Source organism: Enteractinococcus coprophilus (assembly GCF_006716305.1).
Classification (GTDB): Bacteria; Actinomycetota; Actinomycetes; order Actinomycetales; family Micrococcaceae; genus Yaniella; species Yaniella coprophila.
Genome location: NZ_VFOU01000004.1, coordinates 180,853 through 193,435 on the forward strand (window position 1 = coordinate 180,853; position 12,583 = coordinate 193,435).

Annotated in this window: 9 protein-coding genes; 6 read left to right on the plus strand and 3 right to left on the minus strand. The window is 56.9% G+C overall.

The annotated features are described in order from the left end of the window. Window positions 1-290: 290 nt before the first annotated feature. Together FB556_RS12060 and FB556_RS12065 are read right to left on the minus strand one after the other, a co-directional pair. Window positions 291-1,865 (minus strand): FMN-binding glutamate synthase family protein, encoded by a 1,575-nt coding sequence (locus tag FB556_RS12060; RefSeq protein WP_141868064.1) that lies wholly within the window; start codon window positions 1,863-1,865, stop codon window positions 291-293. Between the two features lie 186 nt (window positions 1,866-2,051). Continuing rightward, complete coding sequence (locus FB556_RS12065) at window positions 2,052-2,783, minus strand: DUF429 domain-containing protein (RefSeq protein ID WP_141868066.1); 732 nt, start codon at window positions 2,781-2,783, stop codon at window positions 2,052-2,054. A 375-nt stretch (window positions 2,784-3,158) separates the two neighbouring features. Here FB556_RS12065 and betT point away from each other — a divergent pair, with 375 nt between their 5' ends. The 6 genes from betT (at window position 3,159) to FB556_RS12100 (ending at window position 11,287) form a co-directional block, all read left to right on the plus strand. Next, on the plus strand, window positions 3,159-5,414 hold the full coding sequence (gene betT / locus FB556_RS12070; RefSeq protein WP_141868068.1) for a choline BCCT transporter BetT: 2,256 nt from the start codon (window positions 3,159-3,161) through the stop codon (window positions 5,412-5,414). Next, window positions 5,404-6,894, plus strand: coding sequence for an aldehyde dehydrogenase family protein (locus tag FB556_RS12075; protein WP_141868070.1), 1,491 nt, complete (start codon window positions 5,404-5,406; stop codon window positions 6,892-6,894). Before betT ends, FB556_RS12075 begins: the two co-directional genes overlap by 11 nt. A gap of 21 nt (window positions 6,895-6,915) precedes the next feature. Further along, window positions 6,916-8,472 carry a GMC family oxidoreductase gene (locus FB556_RS12080; protein WP_379984441.1) on the plus strand — a complete coding sequence of 519 codons (1,557 nt, stop codon included), beginning with the start codon at window positions 6,916-6,918 and terminating at the stop codon, window positions 8,470-8,472. Window positions 8,473-9,047: 575 nt separating this feature from the next. Then, window positions 9,048-9,278, plus strand: a complete 231-nt coding sequence (locus FB556_RS12090; protein WP_246057467.1) for a sulfurtransferase TusA family protein — start codon at window positions 9,048-9,050, stop codon at window positions 9,276-9,278. A gap of 5 nt (window positions 9,279-9,283) precedes the next feature. After that, window positions 9,284-9,652, plus strand: a complete 369-nt coding sequence (locus tag FB556_RS12095) for a DsrE family protein (protein WP_141868073.1) — start codon at window positions 9,284-9,286, stop codon at window positions 9,650-9,652. 27 nt (window positions 9,653-9,679) lie between these two features. Further along, window positions 9,680-11,287, plus strand: a complete 1,608-nt coding sequence (locus tag FB556_RS12100; protein ID WP_141868075.1) for a sulfurtransferase TusA family protein — start codon at window positions 9,680-9,682, stop codon at window positions 11,285-11,287. A gap of 30 nt (window positions 11,288-11,317) precedes the next feature. Here the strand turns inward: FB556_RS12100 and FB556_RS12105 are convergent, their stop codons facing one another. Then, entirely contained in the window at window positions 11,318-12,346 is a 1,029-nt protein-coding gene (locus FB556_RS12105) for an Ldh family oxidoreductase (protein WP_141868076.1), read from the minus strand. Window positions 12,347-12,583: the final 237 nt, after the last annotated feature.

Consider the following 12,583-nt stretch of genomic DNA (forward strand, 5'->3'; position numbering starts at 1 on the left):
TTCCTGCGATAGGACATTCCCCGCCGGGCTGCAGCCTCAGACGCGGGGCGGAACAGGATCATTGCTTCATGCCCGATATGTTATTGCACCCCATCCGCCCAAGCAACCTCAAAGGTGGCGCATATCGATCGGACCAACCCAAGTCCCCCCATGATGCTGCCGTCGGGGATTCGGCTTCGAATGTCATAGCGAGAAGCAAGAGTGCGGTTGGCCGACGCCGCGGTTCAGCTTGGTGATTCCATCTCTTCTTCTACGATGAGCGTCCAGGGCACTGGCACGTCGACCCAAAACTATGTAGTGCGGAAAACACTGCGCGGACCAAATCGATCCGGGCTGGCTTCTTGCCATGCTTGACGCCACTGGCCGGGTGGATCTCTATAGAGTTGTCCTGGTTCCAGCCAGTCATACAGCTCTGCGTAGGAAGCGCTTTTTCCTTCGGCCAGGTTACGCCGAAGCATTTCAGGATGCAGGTCGTCGGGATGTTGAACCCCAAGAGCGGCCATGACCCGCAGCGCTTCTCGTACGGTGTTGCGTTGGTAGTTGTAGACGTATTCAGTTTTCGTTGGGACGTGAAGTGCTCGTTGGCGGCGTCTATTTTGCGTCGCGACACCCACCGGGCAGGTATTCTCGGCACACCTCATGGCTTGAATACATCCCAGAGCCATCATCATGGCGCGCGCTGAGTTGAGGTAGTCGGCTCCTTGAAGCAGCCTTCGGACGATGTCACTGCCTTCAGCAATCTTTCCGGCAGCACCTATTCGAATGCGGTCGCGTAGTCCGGCCCCGACCAGCGCATTATGTACCGTCATGAGACCTTGGGTTAAGGGCATCCCAATGTAGTCCTCGAACTCCACGGGAGCGGCTCCCGTGCCGCCTTCTGACCCGTCCACAATGATGAAATCCGGTGCAGTGCCCACTTGATGAATCGCTTTACAAATCGCTAACACGTCGCGTTGTGAAGTCACGCACAGCTTGAATCCAGCGGGTTTTCCACCGGCCAGCTCACGCATAGTGGCAATGAATTCGATGAGCTCTACCGGGGTAGAAAAAACAGTGTGATAGGGCGGACTGATACATTTTTCATCGCGCGGGACGCCTCGGATCTCAGCGATCTCTGCAGTGATTTTGGCTTGAGGGAGTACCCCACCAATGCCAGGTTTAGCACCCTGACTCAGCTTCAGTGACACCATCTTGACAGCATCCAGGGAGGCTCGTTCAGCAAATTTCTGCGGGTCAAATTCACCAGCTTCCGTGCGAGCACCGAAGTATGCGGTGCCGATCTCCCAGACTAAGTCCCCGCCCCCAGCCAAGTGGTGCGGAGAGATTCCACCCTCTCCGGTGTCATGAGCAAACTGGCCTTTCGCTGCTCCGGCATTGAGTGCCTGTATTGCATTGGCCGATAAGGAGCCGTAGCTCATCGAAGAGACATTGAGCAGTGCCATGTCATAAGGTTTTGCGCACTCTGCACCGCCCACCCGAACCCGTGGCGGGGTGGACAGTGGTTTGACCGGGGTGATCGAATGGACAAACCATTCTTTGCCTTCTGCGGTGATATCGTGCACCGTGCCGAAGGATTCTTCACTTTTACCATCGCGTGAACGCGCATAAATCAGTTCACGTGCGGTTCGATCGAAGGGGCGACCGTCCCAATCTCGTTCGATGAAGTATTGCTGAATTTCGGGACGGATTTTCAGCAGTAGACTTCGTCCGTGTCCAATGAGCGGATAATTGCGGAGTACGCCTGATCGTTTCTGCAGCAGATCATAGGTGACGACGGCACCAAGACCAAGCGCTGCTGAAGCGCCTCCCACCAGCTTGCCAAGCGGTTTTTTCGAAGTGCCGGTACTGAACCATTTCTTGAACATCAGTCACACTTTCTTCTCCAGCCAATAAGTCAGGCCGCAATGATCGATGTGCTCAGGACTACCGCTCACACCTCGGTGCGGGCACAGGTTGCAGGTCACGTAGTGCAGCAGTCTTTTGGTGTAGCGAGTCTACGACCGAGCCGGGCTGATTCATAGGCCTTCAGCGGCTCGAAGGCGTGGCAAGGACTAACGATCAGAGCGTTGTGGAAGCCAGATCCAACCTTCAATCTGGGCTGTCTCGCGATAGCGCAGGGGTGGCCCTTCGCACTGGCCACGACGAATCTGGTGGCTGACTAAGCCTGCGATAATGGCGTCCAGGGCGTTATCATTTGCGACTACCAGCGCTGCATAGCCGTTCCAGTCCAGTGTGGGAAATCGCTGGGTCAGTCCAGTCATGATCTGCTGGCGTATCGCGGCACGTTGTGTCCCCTTATATCCAGTGTGGGGTAAGCCCCAGCGGTACAGCGCTGCTGCCGGATAGACCTCGGCGACAGCACCCGATCCATCTCTGCTGACATCGATTTGCTGGTCGCGCAGCCGTGCCTCGATCCCAGCCCAGCGAAATGCAGGATAGGCAATCAGGTTGGCTGACACGCTTAACGGCGTGAGCCCGGTTGCCCGGTGGACTTCGCGGTCCGTGGTGCGCAGCGCCAACTCGCGACGCCAGGTGGGGCCCGTCGTGGCCGGTGGCGGAAGTGTCTGCTTGGCATGTTCTTCGACGAAAGCTGCGAAAGGTTGTGGCCAACCAAATGGTACATCCACCCCGGTGTACTCGACGTCTTGAACTGTTTCGATAACGTGGTCATCGACGACGCCCACCACCACAGACTCGAGCGCAATCTGCGTACCGTCATCGTGCAGGAGCGCCAGACCCGTGTTCTTTGGCTCTGCAGCTAGGTCGACACCACATACTCGCATGTCCCAACCGTAGTCGATCAGGAATGGCCTCGAAGCCCGCAAGCACACCCAGCATCGAGGGGACGCGCAGCTGCACCAATCGATGAACAATATCGTGCTGATTAGCATCGGCTTTTTGTTTGCGAGACACAAACCTCGGAAGCTCTGATGATGTGTTGAATGGCCAAGAGGAACGTTAGGTCCGGATCCACTCCGGCGTATTGTGGCTCTCACATGCACCTATGCGGCAACTAACAAATGCGCTAATTACTTGATTTCACTTGATTTGCCGCCGTAAGGTTGCAATGTTCCCGGTCTGTGACGGTACGGAATAGCTTCAACCAGTTTCGTTATCGGAGCTGGCCGCCCGTATTCACCTTCAACGAGAGGAATGTCATGGCTGGTGCCGTGGGATCTTCCGATGCTCACGCTGCAGCACGACCCGACCCCGGGATGAGCACAACGCAGCAGACCCCACCGGAGAAGACAAAATATTCCCCGGTCAACAAACCGGTTTTCTTCACCTCGGCCGCGCTGATCGTCGCATTCGTGCTGTGGTCCTGGCTGTTGCCGGCGCAAGCCGAAACCGTCATCTTCGGTACCATGGACTGGGTTGCGACCAACCTTGGTTGGTACTACGTGTTGACCGTGACCATCGTGGTGGTCTTCGTCCTGGTCGTCGCGCTGACCAAGGTCGGTCGCGTCAAAATGGGTCCCGACCATTCCAAACCCCGATTCAATTTATTCACCTGGGCCTCCATGCTGTTTGCCGCTGGCATCGGTGTGGACCTCATGTTTTTCGGGATCTCCGGTCCAGCAACGAACTATCTCACCCCGCCTGAGTCCGCGGGACTGTCTGATGAAGCCGCCCGCATGGCCCCGTTGTGGACGATGTTCCACTACGGTATCCCTGGTTGGGCACTCTATGCGCTCATGGGGATGGGCGTCGGCTTATTTGCTTACCGATACCATCTGCCCTTGAGTATTCGGTCGGCGCTGGCTCCGATCTTTGGGAAACGGATCAAGGGCATCCCGGGCCACGCCGTGGATGTCGCCGCCGTCCTGGGAACAATTTTCGGTATCGCGGTCTCCCTGGGTATCGGTGTGGTCTTCTTGAACTATGGGCTGTCATATATCTTTGGCATTCCACAATCGATGACCGTCCAGATTGCCCTGATGGTTCTGGCCGTGGGCATCACGATCATCTCCACGGTCACCGGTGTCGATAAAGGCATTCGTCGGCTGTCCGAACTCAACGTCATCTTATGTATTGTGTTGATGCTCTGGGTGCTGTTTTCGGGGAACACCCCGCAGCTGATGAACCAGCTGATACAAAATGCCGGCGACTTCGCTTCCCGGTTCCCCTCCATGATGATGAACACGTTCGGTTACACTGCCGGCAGTCCTGACTACCCCGCGGCTGATTGGATGAAGGACTGGACGCTGTTTTTCTGGGCCTGGTGGATCGCCTGGGCAGCCTTTGTTGGACTCTTCCTTGCCCGCATTTCTCGCGGCCGGACTCTGCGCCAGTTCGTCTTAGGGGTACTGCTGATTCCCTTTAGCTTTATCCTGCTGTGGATCTCGATCTTCGGCAACGGTGCGCTCGCGTTCTTTAGGGCCGGGGATGAGGTCTTCCTCAACGAAGCGATCAGTCTGCCAGAATCCGGGTACTTCACCCTGCTGGCACAATACCCAGGCGCAACGTTCAGCATCGGCCTGGCTGTGGTCACCGGTCTGCTGTTCTACGTAACTTCGGCGGATTCCGGATCGCTGGTCATGGCAAATCTGACATCCAAGCCGTCCACTGATGATTCCGACGGCGCACCGTGGCTGCGTATCTTCTGGGCGGTCGTCACCGGGGCGCTGACCCTAGCGATGCTGTTCATTGAAGGGGTCTATACACTCCAGGCCGCCACCGTGATGATCGGGCTGCCGTTTTCCATCGTGATTTATTTGATGATGTTCAGTCTGTTCAAGGTCTTACGGACCGAACGACAAAGCATTGACTCCAAACGAGCGATTATGCCCGGAGTCCTTTCTAGTATCCGTGACACCACGGGGCGTCCATCGACCACCTGGCGTCAGCGACTTGCACGCCGAATGTCTTGGGCAACTGCTACCCAAGCTCGCGATTTCATGAACAACGTGGCGACTCCTGCAGTCGAAGAAGTCGCTGAAGAGCTCACCAAACTTGGTGCCAACGTCACATGTCACCGAGGCGAGCACCCAGAGTATCCGATCCCCTATGTGGATCTGATAGTGCACTTCACCGACCAGGACGAATTCAAGTACCAGCCCTATCCGGTCGCGTACAACGTGCCAAACTATGCGCACAACATATCTGCCGTCTCCGAAGTCTTCTTCAAAGTCGAAGTCTTCAACCTCACCGGCTCACAGGGCAAAGACATCCTGGGCTTTACCAAAGATCAAGTCATTTCCGACATCCTGGATGCCTATGACGCCCACATGATGTACATGTCCATGATTGGTGACAAGGGCTCGCCCTCCAGCGTGGTCGAGGCCACCATTCCCGATGAGTGGACCGACAGCGACCAGATCCACACCCCCACCAGCACCATACCGATCGTGCCAGCAGAACCAACTGGCCAACAGAACTCCACAGGACAAGGAGAAACCCCAAATGACCGCTAATACAGCAACACTTTTCATCGACGGCCAATGGGTGAGTTCCTCCAACGGCGACACCCGCACCATTTACTGCCCCGCGGACGGCAGTGAAGTCGGAGTCGTCTCGGAAGGGACCACCGAAGATACCGAACGGGCCATCATGGCGGCCCGAGCAGCGTTTGAATCCGGGGTATGGGCCGACCGGCCAGCCATCGAACGCGGCGACTTCCTCCTCGACGTCGCTGAAGCACTGCGCGAACGCAAAGATGAATTCGCCCGAGCCGAATCGTTGGACACCGGCAAACGTTTCGTCGAGGCCCAAGGCGATATGGAAGATATCATCGCCAGCTTCCGACACTTCGGCAAGATTGCCGATCACTACCCGGGGCGTTTGGTCGATGCCGGTGACTCCAGTGTCATTTCACGCGTCGTACACGAGCCGATCGGCGTCGTCGGGATGATTACCCCCTGGAACTTCCCGCTGCTGCAAGCGGCATGGAAAATTGCCCCCGCCCTGGCTGCTGGGAACTCGTTTGTGATCAAACCCGCCGAACTGACCCCGCACACCACACTGCTCATGGCAGACGTCCTGGATAAACTAGGACTGCCCGCAGGTGTTGCAAACGTGGTGCTCGGTGCAGGCAACACCGTGGGTGCCCCGCTGTCCAGTCATAAAGAAATCGACCTGGTGTCCTTCACCGGTGGGCTGGTGACCGGCCGAAAAATTGCCGAATCGGCAGCGTACACCGTCAAAAATGTGGCCCTAGAACTTGGTGGGAAAAACCCCAATATTGTGTTCGCGGACGCGGATTTCGATGCAGCCCTAGACAACGCGTTGACTGCCGCCTTCCTGGATTCGGGTCTGGTATGTTCCGCAGGAGTGCGACTGATTGTGCAAGACAGTATCGCCGAGCGGTTCGTCGATGAACTTGTTCGTCGTGCTGGACACATCGTGATGGGTGGCCCATTCGACGACAACGCTGAGACCGGACCGCTGATTTCGGCCGAACACCGGGAGAAGGTCACTGATTACGTTAATCGCGGTGTCGAAGCCGGTGCCCGCCTGCGCGTTGGTGGGCACTGGGGCGGCGACGAGCATAAAGATGGCTATTTCTATGCACCCACTGTGCTGGATCAGTGCACCGCCGATAACCCAGCGGTCATTGAAGAAGGCTTCGGGCCCGTCATCACCGTCGAGACGTTTTCAACCGAGGCCGAAGCCATCTCGATCGCCAATGACACGGACTACGGTCTAGCCGGTGCCGTGTGGTCCTCAGACTCAGGGGTGACCAACCGTGTCTCGCGCAAACTGCGCCACGGCACCATCTGGATTAATGACTACCACCCCTACCTGCCACAAGCCGAATGGGGTGGCTTCAAACAGTCGGGTATCGGTCGTGAACTTGGCATCACCGGACTCGAAGAATACACAATTTCCAAACACATCTACGAAAACACCGAGCCGGCAGAATCCGGCTGGTTCCCTCGTCAAGACGCGTTTTAGCCTGCAGGAATGGAGTACAACGTGACAACAACGAATTACGACTATGTGGTGGTCGGCGGCGGCTCTGCCGGTGCAGTGGTCGCTGCTCGGCTAAGTGAAGACCCCAACGTAACGGTCGCCCTGCTCGAAGCAGGTCCCACCGATATCGATAAACCAGAAGTCCTACAGCTCAACCGCTGGCCAGAACTGCTGGAATCCGGCATGGACTGGGATTACACGATCGAAGAGCAGGAAAGCGGTAACTCGTTTATGCGCCACGCCCGCGCTAAAGTGCTCGGCGGATGCTCCTCGCATAACTCGTGTATCGCCTTCCACCCACCCGCAGAAGACATGGACCTGTGGGAAGCAATGGGAGCCGAGGGCTGGAATGCCGAAACCATGCTGCCGCTGATCAAACGACTTGAGACTAACGACAACTCCGGTGCACACAACGGCAGCGACGGCCCGGTCGAATTGATGAATATCCCCAAAACAGATCCGTTGGGCAACGCGTTGTTGGAAGCTTGTGAAAAACAGGGTATTCCGATCGTCGAGTTCAATGATGGCTCCACCGTGGTCAACGGTGCCGGATACTTCCAGATCAACTCGAAAAAAGATGGCACCCGCGCGTCCTCGTCGGTGTCCTACTTGCACCCCATCATGGACCGAGACAACCTCGATATCCTGACCGACCACTGGGTGACACGTATTCTGTTCGATGACGACAATCGTGCGACCGGGGTGGAATATCTGTCCAACGCGTTCAGTCGGCTCGCCACACTGGAAGCCAACCGCGAAGTGATCGTCTCGGCCGGCGCCATCGATACTCCGAAACTGCTCATGCTGTCCGGGATCGGACCCGCAGATCACCTCAATGAGGTCGGCGTCGGTGTTCGGGTGGACTCCCCCGGTGTTGGCTCCAACCTGCAGGATCACCCAGAAGCAGTGATCTCGTGGGCTTCGAAGGTGGACATGACTCGCGAAGCCACCCAGTGGTGGGAAATCGGGATCTTCTCGCCGACCGAAGAAGGCCTGGATCTACCGGATTTGATGATGCACTACGGCTCCGTGCCGTTTTCGATGCACACCCGACGCCACGGGTACCCGCACGAGGATGAGTCGTTTGCGCTCACTCCAAACGTCACCCACGCGAAATCGCGTGGCACCGTCCGGTTGCGGTCGCGAGATTATGCGGATAAGCCAAAGGTCGACCCGCGCTACTTCACCGATCCCGAAGGTCACGATATGCGCGTAGCCGTCGAGGGCATCAAACTGGCACGCAAGATTGTCGCCCAGGAACCGATGGCGGAATTTGCTGGTCGGGAGCTGTTCCCAGGTGAAGATGTCCAGTCCGATGAGGACATCGCAGCCTACGTGACCAAAACGCACAATACCGTGTATCACCCGGCTGGCTCTTGCCGGATGGGGGCTGTCGATGATGCCATGTCGCCGCTGGATCCACAGCTGCGAGTCAAAGGCACCAAGAACCTGCGGGTTGTGGATGCCTCAGCTATGCCGCAGTTGACCGCGGTCAACCCGAACATCACCGTGATGCTCATGGGTGAGCGTGCTGCCGACCTGATCAAGGCTGATCAGTAAAAACTCACTACTCCGAGGGGTCGGCTTTTTGAACACGAAAGTTCAAGAAGCCGACCCCTTGTCATGCTTAGGCTGGACCAATATTCAGCTTGGTCATTTGCTTTCCATGCTCATCGAAATTCGCCGATGCCAGCCAGTGTTCGAAAGATTGCTAGATAGCTGGCCAATCTTGATTGATGATGGCAAACCAGGCAGTGTCTCGGCTGCGTTGCTTATAGACCATCGCTTGGCGAAATGTTCCTTCGTAGGTAAACCCCAGGCGGCGGGCGGCCGCAATCGAGGCCCCGTTGAGGCTGTCGCACTTCCATTCGTAGCGTCGATATCCCAGTTCGAATACGTATCCGGCAGTGCCGGACCGATCGGTTGACCAAAGTAGTTAACGCATGGCCTAGCTGGCCCCTTTTGGTAGAACTGCCGTGCGGTTCACAGTCCGACAGGACATGGGCTCTTACAACGACCGATTCCGTCCTGACTTCGACTTTCCCGGAAGGTAAAGTATTGAAGCGCTAAGTATTGGAAGATAAGCTTCCCGAGGGAGCGGATACCTTATCTGCCACAAGCGAGGAGCTATATTCGTGGATCGACCCGAACCAAATGCCACCTGGGACGCCGGGGATATGGGCTGCGGTGAACTCATCGTCAAGCTCAAACTCAAGCTTCGTGATGAGCTTGCAGCCGGTGATATTTTGCAGCTCACCGCAACCGATCCCGGCGCCCCAGAGGACATCCCTGCCTGGTGTCGCCTCACCCGCAACCCGCTGATCTACCAAGATCACCCGATATATTTCATTCAAACCAAGGAGTAGCCCTCATGTCCGGTACCGGAAAATTCTGTGTCTCTATCACCCATGCCAAAAACGATACCGATAAAGCAACTGTTGGCTTCGTGGTAGCCAACGCTGCTGCTGGTTCCGATCAAGACACCATGGTCTTCCTTTCCACCGAAGGGGTACGCCTGGCAGAAAAGGGCTACGCTGACGACATCCACGAAGAGGGTTTTGCTCCACTGGCCGAGCTGATCAGCAACTTCGTTGAAGCTGGCGGCCAGGTCTATGTGTGCGCCCCATGTATCAAGAAACGTGCCATCGCTCCAGACAATCTGATCGAGGGGGCAACCGTCGTCGGTGGGGCAAAACTCGTCGAATTCCTCGCCGACGGTACCCCAAGCGTCTCGTACTAAACCTTCTGTAGTGTGAAAGAGCCCGTTATGTCCATGCCCACCGTGCACCCATACCCGCCAAAGACCAGTTTCAATGGTGGGGACCTTGATTGTGGCAATGGTCTGCTGCTGTTGATTCGTAAGCACATCGATCCGTTAGAACCCGGCGAGTTATTGGAAATTGTCTCGCATGATTCCACGGTCGAAGTAGATCTCCCGTCCTGGTGCCGGCTGACGAAAAACGAGCTGCTCAATATGCACACTGAGCCCGGAGTCTGGCGATTCTTGGTTAGCAAGGGACCTTTCACACCACCAGCAGACGCTGCCCTCCCGACGGTGACCGCACGCCCGGCAGCACACCCAGAGACACCGCTCGCTCCTTTGAAGCTGAAGAAAAAGCGGAAGAAACCGCAAATGGCGATCACGCAAGAAGTTGTGACGCCCCATATCCCAGACAGCCTGCCCGAGCCCGCCGATGCGCCGAACATCGAGCCGTTGTCCGTGCTGAGTTTGGGCAGTTGGCCGCGGCCACGCTGGATGTTGGAATCGTTACATCAGCATCTTGAAGGCCGTCTCGATGACGACGCGTTCCAAGCCGATGCCGATGACGCTGTACAACTTGCTATCGCAGCCCAAGAACGCGCGGGCATTGATGTGGTGACCGACGGTGAACAACGCCGCGACAACTACTCATCATTCGTGGGCGGCATCCTGCAAAACTGCCAGCTCATTCCGGTCACCGATCTGCTGCCATATGTTGATGATCCTGACCAGTTCAACAAAGAACTACAAGCGCTGGATGTGCCAGCCGGCGAAGTCCGTCACCCAGCCGTTTTCGGTCCTCTGGGACGCAACGACCCGCTGACAGTCCATGAAGTGCAATATGCCCAATCTATTGCGACTAAACCGGTTAAAGTCAGCCTGCCCGGACCATATCTGCTAACCCGGACCATGTGGATGGAATGCGTTTCCGACCGCGCCTATGACAACCGCGAGCAACTCGCCGTCGATATCGTGCGCATCCTGCGCGAAGAAATTGCCTACCTGCTGGCCGAAGGCACCATCCTGGTACAGCTCGATGAACCCGTACTCACCGAGGTGCTCTATGGCGAACAGGGCCAAGGTGGTAGAACGTTTATGTGTGGTGCTCTCGGCGAGCGCGGTGCCCAGGATGAAGAACTGGCTTTTGCCCACCAGCTACTCGAGCAGGTCACGGAGGGCTTCCCCACCGACCGTCTGGCGCTGCATGTATGTCGTGGCAACTGGACCACCGATGAGACATCCGCTTTGACCGGTGGTTATGAACCACTGGTGCCACTGTTCCGGTCAGTGAATGTCGGCACGCTTATTCTCGAGCTGTGTACCCCACGGGCGGGTGAGCTCGAAGCGCTAGCGGGCATCCGAGATGATCAGCGGATCGGCGTCGGGGTCATCAACCAGAAAGACTCAGCTAACGATACGGTCGACGACGTCGCTGCCCGTGCTGAGCGGGCCATTAGGCTCTTTGGTTATGAGCGAGTGCTCCTCAATACCGATTGTGGCTTTGCGACCTTTGCCGATAACCCCATCCAATCGGCTCGTGCCGCCGAACGCGACCTTCGTTTGATCGCCCAGGCGCGAGACCAGCTGCGAACCAAATACCAGCACGGTGCCTGACGCCGGGGCACTGTTGTCTGCGGCAAAAGGTCAGGCTTCCGGGACTTCACCTTTTTGTGCGTAGTGCTGCAGTTGCGACCACAGACTCTGACGCACCTCTACCCTACGATTGTTGACCTCCAGTTCGGTCAGCCGGATCTTGCTACCGTGATCGCGCCGGAACTGGTCGAGGAGCGAGTCAATCCGGTGGCGGTACCCAGGCAACTTGTTTGCATCGATGGCAACAATCGTGGCACCGATCCCCTGGCGACGCTCCCCGGCGTAGTAGGGGGCGGCTTCATACGATGAGTCCCCTCCGCTAAGCATCGCCATAAATTCCACCAGCATGGCGATATTGCCACCTTTATAACCACCAAACGGCAACAGTGTCCCCGCAAGCGCGGCCTGAGCATCAGTCGTCGGTTGCCCGTGACGGTTCAGCGCCCAACTCTCAGGGATCGCTTCGCGCCGGGTGGCATATTTTTGAAAATTCACGCGGGCGGTTGACGACGACGCTTGGTCAATAATGATTGCCCGACCATCTGCCAGTGGTACCCCGTAACTCAATGGATTGGTTCCCAGCAGGCGGTCATAGCTGCCGCCGACACTCATCACCGCCGGACTATTGGCAAACGCCAACGAGACCAACCCGTGTTTGGCCAGGCGACGCGCATAATACCCCAGCTCTCCGCCGGCGAAAGCATTTTTGATCATGAGCAGCGCCAGCCCGTGGGCTTGAGCAGCTTGAATGAGTGCATCCTCGCCCTGACGGTACGCATACTGCATGGGCCCATGATCCGCATCGACCAGACTCATTACATCCGTCACCGACGTGAGTTGAACCTGCGGTGTGGGGGTGATCAACCGATTGGTCACCGCCTGAAAATAATAAAACAGGTGCTCGAGGCCCACTGTTGGTTTGCCGTAGAGTTCCGCTTCCGTGGTGGCATCGGCAAGAGTCTCACAGACAGCCGTTGCGAATCCGGCTTGGCGAGTGGATCGATAGACCAAGTCCCAGATCTCGGCGGCGTTGACCTGCTGCATACGTCCTCCAGACGTCCAAGGTTCCGGCTTGCTCATTTCACGAGTTTATATTTCTCAGATTAGCGCTCGTCGATTCGACTAAATAGTGACGGTAGGTCACCTCAATAACCACCGGTAAGGTGAGGCCGGTGCCGAGCTAGCCTACGCTGACGCCATCCAGAGGGTCATACCACCGCTCCTCCGATAGGGGTCGATAGGTTCGAACTACCGGCTGTGGTTGAAAGACCGCATCCTACAGTTCGCGCATATCAGCACATATTGTTGAGCGATCAG

Coding starts and splice junctions, on each gene's coding strand:
- FB556_RS12075 (WP_141868070.1), top strand. CDS start 5,404: ATGACCGCTAATACAGCAACACTTTTCATCGACGGCCAATGGGTGAGT.
- FB556_RS12065 (WP_141868066.1), bottom strand. CDS start 2,783: ATGCGAGTATGTGGTGTCGACCTAGCTGCAGAGCCAAAGAACACGGGT.
- FB556_RS12100 (WP_141868075.1), top strand. CDS start 9,680: ATGTCCATGCCCACCGTGCACCCATACCCGCCAAAGACCAGTTTCAAT.
- FB556_RS12060 (WP_141868064.1), bottom strand. CDS start 1,865: ATGTTCAAGAAATGGTTCAGTACCGGCACTTCGAAAAAACCGCTTGGC.
- FB556_RS12095 (WP_141868073.1), top strand. CDS start 9,284: ATGTCCGGTACCGGAAAATTCTGTGTCTCTATCACCCATGCCAAAAAC.
- FB556_RS12105 (WP_141868076.1), bottom strand. CDS start 12,346: ATGAGCAAGCCGGAACCTTGGACGTCTGGAGGACGTATGCAGCAGGTC.
- betT (WP_141868068.1), top strand. CDS start 3,159: ATGGCTGGTGCCGTGGGATCTTCCGATGCTCACGCTGCAGCACGACCC.